At 57.4% G+C, this 16978-nt stretch carries 15 protein-coding genes and 4 tRNA genes; 16 read left to right on the plus strand and 3 right to left on the minus strand.

The window, feature by feature from the left end; genetic code table 11:
- Positions 1-333: 333 nt before the first annotated feature.
- The 3 genes from tig to clpX all read left to right on the plus strand — a co-directional run bounded on the left by tig (position 334) and on the right by clpX (position 3790).
- Entirely contained in the window at positions 334-1674 is a 1341-nt protein-coding gene (tig, locus tag MRS74_RS17160; protein ID WP_254581504.1) for a trigger factor, read from the plus strand.
- A 97-nt stretch (positions 1675-1771) separates the two neighbouring features.
- A complete protein-coding gene (clpP, locus tag MRS74_RS17165) occupies positions 1772-2407 on the plus strand; it encodes an ATP-dependent Clp endopeptidase proteolytic subunit ClpP (protein WP_020681372.1) in 636 nt (211 codons plus the stop codon).
- 99 nt (positions 2408-2506) lie between these two features.
- Positions 2507-3790, plus strand: coding sequence for an ATP-dependent Clp protease ATP-binding subunit ClpX (gene clpX, locus MRS74_RS17170; protein WP_067382179.1), 1284 nt, complete (start codon positions 2507-2509; stop codon positions 3788-3790).
- Positions 3791-4052: 262 nt separating this feature from the next.
- On the opposite strand, the gene MRS74_RS17175 is transcribed toward clpX, so the two are convergent.
- Positions 4053-5024, minus strand: coding sequence for a DUF1853 family protein (locus MRS74_RS17175; RefSeq protein ID WP_254581505.1), 972 nt, complete (start codon positions 5022-5024; stop codon positions 4053-4055).
- Between the two features lie 54 nt (positions 5025-5078).
- Here MRS74_RS17175 and MRS74_RS17180 point away from each other — a divergent pair, with 54 nt between their 5' ends.
- The 6 genes from MRS74_RS17180 to MRS74_RS17205 all read left to right on the plus strand — a co-directional run bounded on the left by MRS74_RS17180 (position 5079) and on the right by MRS74_RS17205 (position 8253).
- Positions 5079-5396, plus strand: coding sequence for an excinuclease ABC subunit C (locus tag MRS74_RS17180; RefSeq protein ID WP_254581506.1), 318 nt, complete (start codon positions 5079-5081; stop codon positions 5394-5396).
- Entirely contained in the window at positions 5377-7284 is a 1908-nt protein-coding gene (uvrC, locus tag MRS74_RS17185; protein WP_256557990.1) for an excinuclease ABC subunit UvrC, read from the plus strand. Before MRS74_RS17180 ends, uvrC begins: the two co-directional genes overlap by 20 nt.
- A gap of 36 nt (positions 7285-7320) precedes the next feature.
- Entirely contained in the window at positions 7321-7869 is a 549-nt protein-coding gene (gene pgsA, locus MRS74_RS17190; RefSeq protein WP_254581507.1) for a CDP-diacylglycerol--glycerol-3-phosphate 3-phosphatidyltransferase, read from the plus strand.
- A gap of 86 nt (positions 7870-7955) precedes the next feature.
- Positions 7956-8031 (plus strand) — tRNA-Gly (locus MRS74_RS17195).
- 55 nt (positions 8032-8086) lie between these two features.
- Positions 8087-8160, plus strand: a tRNA-Cys gene (locus tag MRS74_RS17200).
- Between the two features lie 6 nt (positions 8161-8166).
- Positions 8167-8253: transfer RNA gene (locus MRS74_RS17205), tRNA-Leu, on the plus strand.
- 225 nt (positions 8254-8478) lie between these two features.
- On the opposite strand, the gene MRS74_RS17210 is transcribed toward MRS74_RS17205, so the two are convergent.
- Positions 8479-9426 (minus strand): DNA-3-methyladenine glycosylase 2, encoded by a 948-nt coding sequence (locus MRS74_RS17210; protein ID WP_254581508.1) that lies wholly within the window; start codon positions 9424-9426, stop codon positions 8479-8481.
- The gene (gene ada / locus MRS74_RS17215; protein ID WP_254581509.1) at positions 9423-10505 is read right to left on the minus strand and encodes a bifunctional DNA-binding transcriptional regulator/O6-methylguanine-DNA methyltransferase Ada; all 1083 of its coding nucleotides are present in this window, start codon (positions 10503-10505) and stop codon (positions 9423-9425) included. Before ada ends, MRS74_RS17210 begins: the two co-directional genes overlap by 4 nt.
- 212 nt (positions 10506-10717) lie before the next feature.
- Between ada and MRS74_RS17220 the strand changes: the two genes are divergently transcribed.
- The 7 genes from MRS74_RS17220 to MRS74_RS17250 all read left to right on the plus strand — a co-directional run bounded on the left by MRS74_RS17220 (position 10718) and on the right by MRS74_RS17250 (position 16857).
- Positions 10718-10791: transfer RNA gene (locus tag MRS74_RS17220), tRNA-Cys, on the plus strand.
- A 156-nt stretch (positions 10792-10947) separates the two neighbouring features.
- Positions 10948-11700, plus strand: coding sequence for a DNA-binding protein (locus MRS74_RS17225; RefSeq protein WP_254581510.1), 753 nt, complete (start codon positions 10948-10950; stop codon positions 11698-11700).
- A gap of 82 nt (positions 11701-11782) precedes the next feature.
- Positions 11783-12256, plus strand: coding sequence for a response regulator (locus MRS74_RS17230; RefSeq protein ID WP_254581511.1), 474 nt, complete (start codon positions 11783-11785; stop codon positions 12254-12256).
- 49 nt (positions 12257-12305) lie between these two features.
- Positions 12306-12968, plus strand: coding sequence for a response regulator (locus MRS74_RS17235; protein ID WP_254581512.1), 663 nt, complete (start codon positions 12306-12308; stop codon positions 12966-12968).
- A gap of 299 nt (positions 12969-13267) precedes the next feature.
- A complete protein-coding gene (locus MRS74_RS17240) occupies positions 13268-13546 on the plus strand; it encodes a hypothetical protein (RefSeq protein WP_254581513.1) in 279 nt (92 codons plus the stop codon).
- Between the two features lie 187 nt (positions 13547-13733).
- Positions 13734-14159, plus strand: coding sequence for a ketosteroid isomerase-related protein (locus MRS74_RS17245; protein WP_254581514.1), 426 nt, complete (start codon positions 13734-13736; stop codon positions 14157-14159).
- A gap of 112 nt (positions 14160-14271) precedes the next feature.
- Positions 14272-16857 (plus strand): UvrD-helicase domain-containing protein, encoded by a 2586-nt coding sequence (locus MRS74_RS17250; RefSeq protein WP_254581515.1) that lies wholly within the window; start codon positions 14272-14274, stop codon positions 16855-16857.
- Positions 16858-16978: the final 121 nt, after the last annotated feature.

The following is a 16978-nucleotide window of genomic DNA, read 5'->3' on the forward strand; positions in this document are numbered from 1 at the left end:
GCCCCGGATTGTGATTCCGGTGGTCGTGGGTTCAAGCCCCATCGTCCACCCCATTTCTTGCTATTTTCTCTGTATCCATCTGTTTTTATTCGTTTTTCTTGATTGAAGACGAAATTCCTTTATGATCGTTTCCTAGTGGCGAACTCTGCTGTCTTTAATGGTATTCCGCTTGACTATTCGGGGTAACTGGCACAGAATTTCGCGCTTTAGAATTTAGGTTCTGCGGCATCCGTGCCAGGTCGGAAGTGAGTTTACCGCCAAGCGGGTGTTATTGGGGACGGATTCGTCCGCAGATCGCGATTAAAAAATGCTGCAAGTTTTGTGAGGAATTCCATGCAAGTTTCTGTTGAAGCGACTTCGGGCCTCGAGCGTCAGATGACGATCACTGTTCCGGCCGAGCGTATCGATAATGATGTAGCTACCCGTGTGCAGGATACTGCGCGTCGTGTGCGTATCGATGGCTTTCGTCCGGGCAAGGTGCCGGTCAAAATAGTTCAGAAGCGCTACGGTGCCGGCATTCGCCAGGAAGTCCTGGGTGAAGTGGTCCAGCAGAGCTTCTACGAAGCGGCGCAGCAGGAAAAATTGCAGCCCGCCGGCGGCCCGAACATTGAGTTCAAGAAAGACAAGGCGGGTGAAGACTTTGAATTCACCGCGACCTTTGAAGTTTATCCGGAAATCACCCTGGTTGACTTCGCCGCGGCAGAAATCAAGAAGCTGAATGCCAGCGTTACCGATGCCGATCTTGAAAAAATGATCGACACCCTGCGCAAGCAGCAGGCTGAGTGGGCTGTTGTTGAGCGCGCAGCTGAAGACGGTGATCGCGTCAAGATCGACTTTGAAGGCTTTATCGATGGCGAAGCCTTCGATGGCGGCAAAGGCGCAGGCATGGATCTGGTGCTGGGTTCCAACACCATGATTCCGGGTTTCGAAACAGGCCTGGTTGGCGCCGTTGCCGGCGACGACAAGGAACTGAACGTAACCTTCCCGGCGGATTACCAGTCCGAAAACCTGCAGGGCAAAGAAGCCCTGTTCAAGGTCAAGGTTCAGAGCGTATCTGCCTCTTCACTACCGGAACTGAACGAAGAGTTCTTCGTCAAGTTCGGTCTGGAAGGCAAGACGCTGGAAGAGTTCCAGGTTGAAGTTCGCAACAATATGGATCGCGAACTGAAGCAGGCGCTGAAAATGAAGCTCAAAGAGCAGCTTTTCGGCAAGCTGATCAAGCTTAATGCCATTGACGTACCGAGCCCGCTGGTTGACAGTGAAATCGACAACCTGCGCAAGCAGGCGGTACAGCAGTTCGGCGGCGGCAATGCCAACCTCGACCCCAACATGCTGCCCAAGGAACTGTTCGAAGAACAGGCCAAGCGTCGTGTTGCCATTGGTCTGCTGGTGCAGGAAGTCATCAAGGCCAACGAACTGAAAGTTGATGAAGCCCGCGTTCGCTCCATGGTTGAAGAGCAGGCTCAGACCTATCAGGAGCCGCAGCAGGTTATCGACTGGTACTACAGCAACAAGGAAATGCTGAACCAGATCCAGAGCCTGGCGATGGAAGATCAGGTGGTTGAACAGCTGCTCGCATCTGCTACAGTCGTGGAAGTTGAAGTCAGCTACGAAGACGCGATCAAGCCGGCTCAGCAAGAAGCTGAAGCGGCGGAAGAAGCCGCAGCTGAATAAGGCTGCTGCAGCGACGCTCTAACGAGTCATGGAAAAACGACAGTTGGCTCATGCTGACTGTCGTTTTTTTCGCTTATAAGGCTAAGGAGAGATTTGCATGTCAGATATCTTTACAGGGCAGGCGGGAGCCGGAATCAGCTCCAGTCTGGTACCGATGGTAGTCGAACAGACTGCGCGCGGAGAAAGGGCCTACGATATCTACTCGCGGCTGCTGAAGGAGCGCGTGATTTTCATGGTCGGCCAGGTCGAAGACCATATGGCCAACCTGATTGTTGCGCAGCTGCTGTTCCTTGAAGCAGAAAACCCGGAAAAGGATATTCACCTTTACATCAACTCGCCCGGTGGTTCCGTTACCGCGGGTCTGGCGATTTACGATACCATGAGGTTCATCAAGCCTGATGTCAGCACCATGTGTATCGGTCAGGCGGCGAGCATGGGTGCATTCCTGCTGGCCGGCGGCGCTGAAGGCAAGCGTTTTGCGCTGCCTAACTCCCGCGTGATGATTCACCAGCCGCTTGGCGGCTACCAGGGTCAGGCGACCGACATTGAGATTCACACCCGTGAAATTCTGTCGATCCGTCAGAAACTGAATGAAATTCTGGCCTTCCATACCGGCCAGGATCTGGAAACACTTGCACGTGATACCGATCGTGACAACTTCATGGATCCCCATGCGGCCAAGGCATACGGCCTCATTGATGAAGTACTGGATCGCCGCGTAATCGAAGGCTGATCACGTAAGCACCGCATTATAATTGGCATGCCGGGTTGAAATTACCTGGCGATGCCATTATCAATAAGGCTTACGCGATCGCACTGTTGAGGTAGTCGAATGTCCGACGAGATTAAAGGTAAAGGCGGAGAAGGCAGCAAGCTGTTCTGTTCGTTCTGTGGCAAAAGCCAGGACGAAGTGCGCAAGCTTATTGCCGGCCCTTCCGTATTTATCTGCGATGAATGTGTCGATCTGTGCAACGACATTATTCGAGAAGAGATCCAGGAAATCGAGAGTCAGGAGCAGAGCGATCGCCTGCCGATTCCCGCTGAGATCAAGAAGACGCTGGATGAGTACGTTATCGGTCAGGAGCAGGCCAAGAAGGTTCTGTCCGTTGCCGTGTACAACCACTACAAGCGTCTGCGCTTCAAGGAGCGTCGCGAACAGGGGGTGGAGCTTGGCAAGAGCAACATTCTTCTGATCGGCCCCACGGGCAGCGGTAAAACGCTGCTGGCCCAGACGCTCGCGCGCATGCTTAACGTACCCTTCACCATCGCAGATGCAACAACGCTGACTGAAGCAGGCTACGTCGGTGAAGACGTCGAAAACATCATCCAGAAGCTGCTGCAGAAATGCGACTACGACGTCGAAAAGGCGCAGCTGGGTATTGTGTATATCGACGAAATCGACAAGATTTCACGCAAGTCTGACAACCCGTCCATTACCCGCGATGTGTCGGGTGAGGGCGTACAGCAGGCGCTGCTGAAGCTGATCGAAGGTACGGTTGCCTCGGTTCCGCCCCAGGGTGGACGCAAGCATCCGCAGCAGGAATTCCTGCAGGTTGATACATCCAACATCCTGTTTATCTGTGGCGGCGCCTTTGCCGGCATGGAGCAGATCATCCGCGCCCGCTCTGAAAAGAGCTCGATTGGCTTTAGTGCCAGCGTGAAGGGCAAGGAAGACGGCAAATCCATGAGCAAGATTCTGGCCGGTGTCGAGGCTGAGGATCTGGTTAAATTTGGTCTGATTCCCGAGTTTGTCGGACGTCTGCCAATGATAGCCGTGCTGGCTGAGCTGGATGAAGAAGCGCTGATTACCATTCTCACCGAACCCAAGAACAGCCTGACCAAGCAGTACGCGGCGCTGTTCGAAATGGAAGGTGCAGAGGTCGATTTCCGTAAGGAAGCGCTGCGTGCCGTTGCCCGCAAGGCACTGGATCGTCGTACCGGCGCCCGTGGTCTGCGCTCTATTCTGGAAGCGGTATTGCTGGAAACCATGTACCAGCTGCCGTCGATGGAAAATGTCACCAAGGTCGTGATCGACGAAGGTGTCATTGAGGGCGAATCCGAGCCGCTGCTGATCTACGAAACACCGGAGAAGGCCAAGGCCGCCTCTGAAGACTGATCGACGGAGCCTGGCTCTGACTAACAAAAAGGACGCTGCGGCGTCCTTTTTCCGTTATGGGCTAGTGTACTGGTGCACTCTTGATGGTGCTTTAGAACGCGCTCATTTTTTCGCCAGTCAAGGCGTGAGGCGGAGTCATAGTGGGGCTACGGCGACAACGAACAACGCAGGATGGCGGAAAAAGGGGCCGTTATAATCTTCATATAGCGTGCAACAGTACACTAGGTATTTTTTTGTTTATACGAGTGCTGACAACAAAGATTCAGCCTATTGGCTGAGCCCGCGCCCTCGATTTAAGCTGCACCGGGTGATGATCCCAGTCATCTGGCACTACAAAGCCGCGTCCTGTTTCACCCCAGCAGGGCGCGCCCTCCAGGTTAAAGCGAGACAGCTGAGCCACCAGAATCGGCCCTGGCTGTTGCAGCAAGTGCGCACGCAGACCGCGCCAGTTCAGTGTATCTGAATGTTCTCGCCTCGCCGGGGGCAGCCAGCCAAGTTTCGGCACAAGGGCATAGCGGTGCTCTGTGCCCGTATGCAGGCGCTCAAGCTCCCCGAGGGGCAACCACCAACCGCGCAGGTGCTCGGCACTGATATCGGGGTGCAATGCGCTACTGAGCCTGTTCTGCCCGGCGCGGTAAAACAGATAGCCCGGCATCAACAGGCGGGGTTGGGGTAGTTCGATGCCCAGTCGATCCAGCGTAGCTTTGCCTGCAGGATGGGAGGCGAGGGCAAGCTGATGCTGCTGCAGGCGCTGCCACTTGATATCCAGCCGGTCGCGCCGCCCCGGGCCGACAAAGTCGCTCAGCGCACTGCCATCCCCGCAACAGAGGTAGAACTTCACCGCGGTTTCAAGATGAAACCACTGGCCAGCGCTGCGATAGAGAAAGTCGAACTCGCCGGCGGTAATGCCGCCCTGCACGCACTGTACATTGCGGTGTATTGGCTCTGGTGCCAGAGTATCCTTGAGCAAGGCTGCGACAAGGTCTTCATAGTACAGGCCCAGGCGACGACGCGAGGGGGCGCCTGGTGGTACTGTCGTGGTGGCGGGGCAAGTCAGCAGGCTGTCAAACGAGGCCGCCGCCGCGCGCATCAGGGAGGGCGCCGAGCAGGCCCACAGATAATCCCGGCGCAGCTCACAGGCTTCGCTTAATAACTGTATTTGCAGCCTTTGTTGCGTTTTGCTTATCGCTGGCAGGTTCACAAGTACAATAAACTCACTTAAAGTAGCTCCCATTCATGCTTCGCAATTCTCATTCTGCGCCACAATGCGCTGCAAAAGGTCCGCACCATGACGTTTGTACAGAAACGCTCCGACAAAACCATGCCGATCAGTGCGCGGGATCGCCGTCCGATGGTGTCCGATACCGACATCAACTACATCCTTGTCAGCGGTGCCCAGCTGTCCCTGAGCAAGCTCAAGCGCGGCAAGAGCTTCGATAATCGACTGTACCATTTTGCCGAGATCGGCGTTTTCCTGGAAGTGTCCCTGTCCCGCGGCGCGGGCATCAGTGACGACACCCGAGAGCAGCTGCAGCAAATCCACAAGGAAGCGGTTCACCTGCACATGGCTGCCAACAAGGCTGCACATGCCAATAGCGCCGACTGAGCCCGCGGTGCAGCAAGCCCCGGAAGCTGGCGCGACTGAGCCTGTCACTGATGACGATCAGGCCAAGTCTGCCTTTGATGCCAAGGCCTTTCTGGCGCGCCTGACGTCCAGGCCCGGCGTTTACCAGATGTACGCCTTCAATGGCGACATTCTTTATGTCGGCAAGGCGAAGAACCTGAAAAAAAGGGTCAGCAGCTACTTTCGCAGCAAGGGCCTGGCGCCCAAGACCGCTGCGCTGGTTGCACGCATCCATCATCTGGAGGTGACGGTCACCAACAGTGAAACCGAAGCCCTGTTGCTGGAACAAAACCTGATCAAGGAGCAGCGCCCGCCCTACAATATTCTGCTGCGCGACGATAAATCTTACCCCTATATCTTCATTTCTGATCGGGACGAATATCCCGCGGTTCGCTTTCATCGCGGTGCAAGACGCGCCAAGGGCAGTTATTTCGGGCCCTTTCCCAGCGGTACGGCGGTGCGCGAAAGCCTCAACCTGCTGCAGAAACTGTTTCGCATCCGGCCCTGTGAGGACAGCTTCTTTCGCAACCGTAGTCGCCCCTGTCTGCAGTACCAGATTCAGCGCTGCAGCGGCCCCTGTGTCGGGCTGATCAGCGAGGCGGCCTACGCTGACGACCTGCGCCATGCCAGCATGTTTCTTGAGGGCAAGAGCAATGCGGTGATGCAGGAACTGGCCTGCCAGATGGAAGCAGCAGCTGCACAGCTGAATTTCGAGCAGGCAGTGCTGCTGCGTGATCAGCTCAGCAACCTGCAGCAGGTGCAGGAGCAGCAATACGTCAGTGGCTTTGAAGGCCAGGCCGATGTCATTGGCTGTGCGCTGAAACCCGGTGGCGTTGGTATCCATATGCTCTATGTCCGAGGCGGGCGCATTATCGGCAGCAAGGTGTTTCATCCGCGGGTGTCGATCGAGGATTCCGAAGCTGATGTGTTGTCGGCCTTCGTGGCGCAGTGGTATCTGGGCGCCAGTCGGGAAATTCCCGATCAGGTCATCTTGCCACAGGCGCTGACGGACCAGGACGCCCTGCAGGAGGCGCTGACCCAGCGCCGTGGTCGCAAGGTTGTGCTGCAGCATAGCGTGCGGGGTGACAAGGCCGGCTGGCAACGCCTGGCCCAGACCAACGCCGAGCAGCAGCTGAGCAGCCATCTGGCGAGCAAGCAGAACATGTACAATCGCTTCCTTGCGCTGCAGGACGCACTCAAGCTGGACAGCATTCCACAGCGGCTCGAGTGCTTCGACATCAGCCACAGCTCCGGCGAGGCGACGGTGGCCTCCTGCGTGGTGTTTGATCACAACGGCCCGCTTAAAACAGACTATCGCCACTTCAATATCAGTGACATTACCCCCGGTGATGATTACGCCGCCATGCACCAGGCCCTCCTGCGACGCTATACACGCCTGAAGAAAGGCGAGGGCAAGTTGCCGGATATTTTGCTGATTGACGGCGGCAAGGGCCAGGTCAGCCAGGCCCGCGCCGTGCTCGAAGAGCTGCAGATCACGGAAGTACTGATTGTCGGTGTCGCCAAGGGGCCCAGTCGAAGGGCAGGGCTCGAAACCCTGGTGCTGGCTGAAAGCGGTGAAGAAATCACCCTGTCGGGCGATGCGCTGGCGCTGCATCTTATCCAGCACATACGGGATGAGGCGCACCGGTTTGCCATTACAGGGCACCGTGCCAGGCGCGGCAAGGCGCGCAAAACATCGCGCCTGGAAACTATTGACGGCATAGGCCCGAAACGGCGGCGCGAGCTGCTGCGTCATTTTGGCGGATTGCAGGAGATAGAGCGGGCGAGTATTGAAGAAATTGCAAAAGTCTCTACCATAAGCCGCAAACTCGCGGAAGATATCTATTTCGCACTTCATCCAGATCCATGACTCCCCGGAGAGCCACTGGCAGGTATGCTGTTTTCCATGAAAATTCCAAATATTTTGACTCTGCTGCGGATCCTGCTGATACCGGTATTCGTGTTCTTTTATTATCTGCCCCAGGCCTGGGCGCCAATGACGGCCGCAGTGATTTTTGGCGTCGCAGCCCTGACCGACTGGTTTGATGGCTATCTGGCCCGCAAGCTGAATCAGTCATCCCCCTTTGGCGCCTTTCTGGACCCTGTGGCCGACAAGCTGATGGTCGCAGTGGCGCTGGTCGTGCTGGTAGAGACCTTTAGCGAGGTCTGGATCACCATCCCCGCGGCGGTAATCATCGGGCGTGAAATCGTTATTTCCGCGCTGCGGGAGTGGATGGCCGAGCTGGGTGAGCGCGCCAGCGTTTCAGTGTCTGGCCTTGGCAAGATCAAAACCACGTTGCAGATGGTCGCCATCCTGCTGCTGGTTGCCTTTACGCCTTACACCAGTCTTTCCTGGATTGGCGTGGCGGCACTCTATGGCGCCAGCCTGCTTACTTTCTGGTCAATGGTGCTCTACCTGAAGGCCGCCTGGCCTGTGCTGGGCGATGATCTGTAAGTGTTTAATCTTTAAGAAAAATATTTTGTACTTCGGTGTTGACACAAAAGCGCAGGTCTCTATAATACGCACCACTTACAGAGCAGGCGGGAATAGCTCAGTTGGTAGAGCACGACCTTGCCAAGGTCGGGGTCGCGAGTTCGAGTCTCGTTTCCCGCTCCAATCTTTACATTCTGATCCCTTCAGATGTCGAAGAGCCCTGTAAGACGCTATCCGAGGCTGGATGGCAGAGTGGTCATGCAGCGGACTGCAACTCCGTGTACGCCGGTTCGATTCCGACTCCAGCCTCCATTTTTCGCCCGGGTGGTGAAATTGGTAGACACAAGGGACTTAAAATCCCTCGCCTGAAAGGGCGTACCGGTTCGATTCCGGTCCCGGGCACCAGTATCCATGCACCCTCCAGCGTAAGCACTCACCAACTAAAAACAGCCTTCGGAATATTTCGGAATATAATTCGGAATATACAGTGGTTCTGCAGCACGTCTATTTCCCCGCGCTACAACAGATACAGCCTCATTATTTACCCCTGATTTTTTCGACAAGCAGCAGATGCGATTCCTTACGTTTTTCAGGTGGTTCGCAGTAGGTTGAGTGTTGTCGGACAGCCTCCTAGGGGCGGCTCCCGGCATCGAAGGCCCAGAGGTGGGCGGCCACCAGCGCTTGCCAGGGGCTGAAGTCCGCCAGCCAGTCCTGCGTCTGTCTTTCTGTAGGCTTGTCCGTCATCGCCAGCAGTTTCTGCAGACTACGCCGCACCGCCGCGTCGCCATGCAGCGACCCGTCCAGCCAGCCGAAGCCGCGCATCAGTGCATAGTTGGCCGTCCAGGGGCCTATACCCTTGAGCTGCAACAACTGCGCCCCCAGCCGTTCGGCATTGCAGCTTTCGGCATCCAGCTGCAGCAGGCCCGACTCAAGCGCCTCGCACAACGCTCTGAATGTGCGCACCTTGCCCGCAGACAAACCCGTGCCACGCAGGCTTGCATCACTCAGGCGGCTTAATTGCCGGGCATCGGGGTAGCACCAGAGGCCGCTTGAATGCTGCGGGCCTGCCGCCTGTATTAGCCGACGCCGGATACTGATGGCCGCCTGCACGCTGATTTGCTGTCCGATAATGGCCCAGCTCAGGGCTTCAAACGGGCTTGCCGCCAGCGGTATGCGCAAGCCCGGCACTCTGCGGATTAGCGCGCCAAGCTGGGAGTGTCCACGATACTGCTGCTCAAACTCGTCCACTGATTGCGTCAGGCCTAGCATCAGCCATGCTCTGTGCTCAAGCTGGGCGGCGGATGGGGATGGCTTGGGCGCTGCCGGATCAGCGCCACTGTCGATATCGAGCCACACCTCGGCTGCATTGTCCCTGAATCTTATACTCAGGCAGGCTGCGCTCTTTGCCCAGCACAGCCCCTTGGTCAGGCTGTCTGCCGTCACGCGCTCAGCAACTTCCTGCGGGTCGCGCCGATGAAACGCCAGAAAATCTGCCAGGCGATAGTCCGCCGGCAGCTCAATGCGACAGTGCAGACGCGTCACGGCGGCAAAAGACCCGAGTGGCTCCAAAGGCTTCAAGCGCCGCGCTCGCTGTCCAGCAGCGCACGCTTGCGTTCAATGCCCCAGCGATAGCCGGAGAGGCCACCATCACTGCGCACCACCCGGTGGCAGGGAATTGCGACCGCAATGGCGTTGGCTGCACAGGCGCCGGCAACGGCACGCACAGCGCGGGGTGAACCGATACGCTGGGCCAATTGCGCATAGCTCAGTGTTTCACCCGGTGGGATATCGCGCAGCGCCAGCCAGACCCGTTGCTGGAAAACGGTGCCGCGAATATCCAGTGGCAGATCCATAGCTACTGCGGGGTTATCGACAAAGCCCGCCACAAGCGCGACTAGTTGCATATAGTCAGAATCACCCGGTACCAGGCGCGCCCTGGCGAAGCGACGCTGCAGATCCTGCAGCAGGGCGCTGGGATCGTCCCCCAGCAGAATGGCACAGATGCCAAGATCGCTCTGAGCCACCAGAATGGCACCCAGGGAGCAGTCACCGACGGCGAACTGGATTCGGGCCGCGTCGCCGCCGGCGCGATAACTGCTGGGTGTCATGCCGAGTAGCTGAGTGGATTCTGCGTAAAACCGACCGCTGGAGCCGTAACCGGCAGCATTGAAGGCGTCGGTGATGGTTTCGCTCTGATCCAGCGCGTCACGCAGGCGCCGGGCCTGATGCGCCTTGGCATACTGGCGCGGTGTAAGGCCGGTAACTTGTTTGAACAGGCGATGCAGGTGATGGCAGCTAAGGCCCGCCCGGGCGGCAAGCTCTTCCAGAGTTGGCAACTGTGGGGCGGTTTCTATCATGCGACAGAGCGCAGCTATGGTATTGCGCTGACGCTCCTGTGCTGAAGCCTGATCCGGATGGCAGCGCTTGCAGGGTCTGAAGCCTGCGCGCTCTGCCGCATTGGCATCCGCATGAAAGCGCACATTTTCAGGCAGGGCGGTACGCGACGGACAGCTTGGTCGGCAGTAGATGCCGGTAGTGACGACACCATAGACAAAACGACCGTCGGCGCTGCCATCCCGATTCAATACCGCACGCCAGCGCGGATCTGAACATATTATCTGCGCCTGTTGTGGTGCTTGCTGCTCTGGGCTCTTCACGCTGCCATTCCCGTCTCAGATCGCCATATGATTCTCAACCGCCACTCTAGCGGGGTGAGGCGCTGAGGTCACTCCGACTCTTGCTGTTGTATTCAAGACTGTTGTATTCAAGGCAGCAGCAGGTCAAAGGGCAAGGCTGAATGGCCGTTAGCGGGCTTTTTCAGCCGCACTGTTGACCCTGAAATGCTTTGCTGTATTATGCAGCGCCTTGAGGCTGGATGGCAGAGTGGTCATGCAGCGGACTGCAACTCCGTGTACGCCGGTTCGATTCCGACTCCAGCCTCCATTATTTCCCGCTTACCACTCCCTCTTTTGTCATCTCCCGGCGACGGTGTCGCTGCTTTAGGTTATCCTGCTGTTTTCATTGGCTCTATTGCGCGGCCAGGATGTGCCGATTGCGATTGATATGCCTGAATTTAAATACGTATTGTGTATTAATAATATGAAACCAGGTTCCGACACACGCCAGAAAGTGTTCCTGGCAGCGGATCAACTGCTGGAGCAGGGTCTGCGGCCGACACAGCAGAATGTTCGCGAACTGATCGGCAGCGGCAGTCTGACGACAATCAACAAGGCCCTGGGCGACTGGTGGCAAACACTGGGTGAACGCATTACGCGGCGCAACCAGCATCCTGAAGTACCGGAAGCCGTGCTACTGAGCGCCGGCAAACTCTGGGATCAGGCACTAGCCTACGCCGAGCAGCGTTTTCTTGAACAGCGCACGCAGCTTGAGCAGCAGCATCGTGAAAGTCTGGAACGGGTGCGCCAGGATGATCTGGCTGTCACTTCGGATCTACGTCTGTTGCAGGAGCAGAATGCCCGCTTGCTGGAGCGTAACGAACAGCTCGCAGTGCAGCTGGATGCCAGCCAGTCAGAACGGCTGCGCCAGGAAGAGCGGTTGATTCGGCTTGGCTCCGACAACGAAGAACAGGCCCGTCAGCTCAAGCAGCAGGCGCTGCTGCTTGAACGCAGCTCAGGCAACGCCGATACTGAACAGTTGCTGGATTTGCGTGTACGCCTGCGCATACAGGAAGAGGATGGGAAGCGCCTGCACAACAGCAATGACAGTCTGGCGCAGGAAAATGCCAGGCTGCGCCGACAGTTGCAGGAGCAGGAACGCGGCTTTCAGGAGCGGATCCACCAGCTCGAGCTTGAACTGGCGCGCCGCGAAAGCAGTACCCTGGCCCGCGGCTGAATGCCTGGTACATTAAAAGGGGATTGCGCCTTGGTGCGCACGCCCACTGATTCATTTCTGATCCTGCTGTCTGGGTATAAAAATGGATATAACACTCGAAGATAATGCCAGTTACACCACTATCGTGGATGCGCTGCGACGCTGCGGTGTCGAGGATGCCGTATGCTGCGGCACGGAAATATTGTTTAATAGCGCCAAACATGCGCTGGTACAGGAAAAACTGTCCGGCGTGACGCTGCAACTACTGGATGCCGACGGCTATGCAATACGCCAGGTCACCAGCCGGCGACGCTCCGATCAGGCGCCTGTGCCGGATCGCCTGAACGACCGTCAGCTCACGGTCATAAAGGCCCTGGAAAAGGTATTGCGCCACTGCCAGAAAGAGGGCATACAGTTGGTCGGATACAGCGACGAACTGGTGGCTTTGCCAGCCCAGATCAAGCCTGAAGCTATCGCTTCGGCCTGTGCACTGGATATAGAGACCTATGGAGCTTACCGGGGTGCTGAGGCATTGACGCCTGACGCAGGCACCCTGCTTAGCGATGTATTACCCTAGGTGTTACCTTAGGTATACGTAGTTAAATTGTTAAAATTTAAGGAAATGTATGGGCCCTATCCGTGTACTGCTTGCCGACGACCATCCGGTTGTTCGCGACGGTTTCCAGCGTATTCTGGAGTCTGATGAGCGTATTCGAATCATTGCCAGTGCCAGCAGCGGTTATGAGGCTTTTGAGCAGTTCCGTGCAAAAAAGCCCGATATAGTAGTGCTTGATCTCACCATGCCAAGCCAGGCAGGCGCACCGGAGAGCTCATCCATCAGCGGCGGCATGGAGGCCATCAGGCGCATTCTGGCGCAGGATTCCCGAGCTCGTGTGCTGGTGCTGTCCAGCTGTGAAACGCGGCCTTATCCCAGCCAGGTGATTGGCGCCGGCGTAAAAGGCTACCTGACCAAACGCTGTGCACCGGCCGAGCTGATCGAAGCTGTAGTAAAAGTGCATTCAGGCGAGCGCTACTTTTCGCCGTCTATTCAGGATCAGCTGGACGACTCGGCGACAGATCGCTCACCGGTAAACCAGCTGAGCTCCCGTGAGTTGCAGATTTTCATCATGCTTGCGGACGGGCATTCGGTAGCCCAGATCGCGGAAGCTGTTTTTCTCAGCCCCAAAACCATCCATGCCCATCGCTCCAACATCAAGCGCAAGCTTGATCTCAAGGCCAATGGCGAAATAGTGCATCTGGCCATGCGCCACGGCCTGATTGATCCCTAGCAGCCTGTCGGATTTGACCGGTCGTAGCGAGGGAATGGCCGTTTTGAGTCAGTTTTTGGACTCTTTTAAGGCGAATAGTGGTTCTATTTAACGAAAAAGAGTACGAAAATGGCCAAAATCGGCGTTTCCGCACGACTGCATGGACGCAGGAGGTAGAGCAACGCATGGAGCAGTTGCCGAGTAGATCAGTGTTAATTCCGACAGGCTGCTAGCCTCAGTGTCTGTGCCATTGATAAAGGTCGCGCAGGTCGCGGCACTCGGGTCCATACTGTGACTGTATCTCCCGGCAAGGAGTTGCCATGCGACAAATGGAAAGTTCCAGCGAGCTGCTGCTTGAAACCAGTTTTATCTGGCATGAGATCAGTGTCGGTGACCTGATTCGGCTTGAAGCGGATCTGGACGACTGTGGCGAGCAGCAGCTCAGAACCGCCTCCCAGTATGAAGTGCTGGCAAAGCTTGAGCTGGCGCCGGGTCATCAGGTGTTTGTGGTGCAGTCCGATATATCCGGTGAACTGGTACAGGTGCATCCCTTCCTTGTCAGCAGCTACGACAACCGCCCTGCGCCAACCTGCATGTAACCTGCTTGCTCCTGGCTGCGCAGGCGGGCATTTAAGTGTCGCCCAGGCACAGCAAGATTCTCTTGCGTGCGTGTTAGTGTGTCCGCCTGTACTTGCCTGCTGTAATAAACAGCACGAACGCCATATCAAGCAAATCTGACGATGAATTCGTCACACCAACTCTTCACACCTATGCCGGATAAAGCCCATGGAAACCCCCATGAGAGACGCAGCCTTTACGCTTGTTAAACAGTATTACCAGGCCTTCAACGCAGGCGACATGCCAGCCTTTCTGGACCTGCTCACCGATGACGTGATTCACGACATCAACCAGGGTGGACGGGAAATCGGCAAGCAGGCTTTTGCAGCTTTCATGACCCGCATGAATCAGTGCTATGAAGAGCAGCTTGTCGATATCGAGGTCATGGTGAGCGCTGATGGCCAGCGTGCAGCGGCTGAATTTGTCGTACTTGGGCGCTACCTCAACAATGATGAGGGCCTGCCACAGGCCAAGGGCCAGTCCTACCGCCTGCCCGCTGGCGCCTTCTTCGAATTGCGCGATGCCAGGGTGGCGCGCATCAGCAATTACTACAACCTCAACGACTGGCTCGAGCAGGTGGGCGGGGCGGTTTAGCATTTTGTAACGCACAGACCCCTTGCGTTCGTGCTGCCAAGATCCTATAACCTGTGCCTCAGCATAGGCGACGCACCCAGCGGGCGCCCAATACAGGGAGCGTTGCGTCCGCTTGATCGTCACTATTACAGCGCCACTGCCAGCCAGGCTCTTTGCACACAGGCTCGATTGCCACTGGACAACCCTGACCGCCGGGCCCGACGGGCTGCTGGTAGGGTTCAGGGATCATCCCGACGAACTGATTCCATGGCAGTCTCTGGCGGTGGCACAGCAGGTTCATACAGGTGCGGCATTTCACCAACTCGCGTTCGAAGGCAAACCGGCGCTACGCTGGATAGGCCGCTGGCACCGTCAATTCTGGCGCGCATTCAGCCAGTACCTGCACCAGCAGCACGAACCCGATTTCGCCCTGCAGCTGCAACGCATAGAAACAGCCGTAAGGCATGGCTATGTGCGCAGCTCAACCTGGTCGCAGCTGCAGACTCAGGCCGCTGCGCTGCTGCACAAAAGTGATGCCGCCCTGGTACAGGCGCCGGCCCGGCCGGATCTGCGTTACCAGCGGCTGGGCCGCATCGCCAGCGGGGACCCGCAGCTGTTGCAGCGCTACCGCGAGCACTACCTGGGCCGCCAGCAGGCGCGTCACCGCTCTTTGTTTGAGAAAATCGAACGCCTGCCGCTGACACCCAGTCAGCAGCGCGCCTGCATAACACTGGATGACAACAACCTGGTACTGGCTGGCGCTGGCAGTGGAAAAACCAGCACCCTTATCGGCCGTACCGCCTATCTGATCGCCAGTGGCCAGGCTGAACCCCAGGACATCCTGCTGCTGGCCTTTGGTCGCCAGGCGGCTGATGAAATGCAGCAGCGCCTGCAGCAGCGTCTTGGCATCAAGCTTGACGCCACCACCTTCCATGCCCTGGGCCAGCGCATTATCACCGCGGTAGAAGGTCGCAGGCCACCTATCAGCCCGCTCGCCGAAGATGACGCCAAGCTTGGCAACTGGGTTGCCCAACAGTTTGAAGCACTGCTGGACAGGCCCGAATACCGCCGTCAGGTACTGGACTATCTGCTGCGTTTCCGCCTCCCGGCGGACAGTCCCTTCAACTTCGCCACAGAAAATGAACATCAGCGCTTTATGCGCAGCAACGGCGTGCACACGCTTTCAGGCTTAGTCGATGGCTCATCGGATGGCGCGGGCGATGAAATGCACAGTAGCGCCGCCTGCGTCATTGCCGACTGGCTCTGGAGTCAGGGCATCGACTATCGCTACCGCCCGGCCGGAATCTACCCCCTGGCGCCGGAGCAAGCACTGGCAACAGCAGAAAGCGCGATCCGGCCCATGCAGCTGGTGCCCGACTTTTACCTGCCGGCCCAGGATATCTGCATAGACCTGCTGCTGCTTGATAGGGATGAGGACACGCCGGCCTGGATCGAACCCGCGGCCTACCTGGGGGCGCTCGATGCACTGCGCCACAATGGCCAGCGCCGTATTGAGCTGCGGTTTCATCAGCAACAGGACGGCAGCCTAATCGATGCCCTGGCCCGCCAGTTGAGCGAGCAGGGTGTTGTGGCACAACCTAAAGCAGATCAGGCGTTACTGGCGCTTGTGCAGCAAGGCGCTCTGCTGCAGCCTTTGGGCGATCTTCTGAGCCAGATGCTGCGCTGCCACAGAACCCTGCAGCCGGATGCCACCGAGCTGCGCGCACGGGTAGACGCAAGTCCCGCGCCGCAACGCCTGGAGCAGGCTCTGCTGTTACTGCAGCCCCTGCACGCAGCATACAGAGCGCAGCTTGTCGCCAGTGACGAGATCGATTTCGACGACATGATTGCGAAGGCGCTGGACTATGTGGAGCAGGGCCGCTTCGCATCTCCCTGGCGGCATATTCTGGTGGATGAGTTTCAGGACATATCGGCCCTGCGCGCCCGCCTGATTCGGGCTCTTCGTGATGCCGTTCCCGGCGCCGCGCTCTTTGCTGTGGGCGACGATTGGCAGTCGATCTACCGTTTCACCGGCAGCGATGTAGGGCTGACCACCGATTTTGCCGGATTCTTTGGCCCGGTCTCTATTAGCGCGCTGGATCAGACATTTCGCTTTAACAGCAGTATCGGTGAACTGGCATCGCGCTTTGTGCTGCGCAACCCCGCCCAGCTACCCAAGCATTTGCATAGCCAGACCCAGGTTGAGGCGCCCGCCGTCTCACTGCTGGCTCACCGTAGCCGCGAGCCCGCCAGGGATCCTGCTGTGCTCGAACGCATTCTGCAGGTGATCAGCCAGCGCCGCGCCGCTGAGTGTGGCATCAGCTGCACAGTGATGATTATGGCGCGCAATCGCTTTAGCCTGCCCGACAGCGCACGCCTGGCGCAGCTGCAACAGCGCTTTGGCCAGTTGCAGCTGGAAAGCCGTACACTGCATGCCGCCAAAGGGCGCGAAGCCGATTATGCGATTATCCTCGGGCTGGAGAGCGGTAAGTACGGTTTTCCGGCAGCGCGCAGCCTGCATCCAGTTCTGGATGCTCTGTTGCCCGGTGGCGAAACTTTCCCCCATGCTGAGGAGCGGCGTCTGTTCTATGTGGCACTGACCCGCGCCCGTCACCGGGCATACCTTGCCTACAGCAGCACGCGGCCTTCCTCCTTTGTCACAGAGCTGATTGCCGATCAATACCCGATCGAGCAGGGCGAATTCGAGTCTCAGCACTGATTTACCAAGCTCGAACGTCGTATCAGACCGTATTTTGTGCAACAAAATGGCGCTCGACATGACAAGAAAGACGGTACAAATTCTGGTCAGCAACGGTCTTAACGACAACACTTAGAAAATG

The organism is Marinobacterium sedimentorum, from assembly GCF_024267675.1.
In the GTDB taxonomy this organism is placed as follows: Bacteria; Pseudomonadota; Gammaproteobacteria; order Pseudomonadales; family Balneatricaceae; genus Marinobacterium_A; species Marinobacterium_A sedimentorum.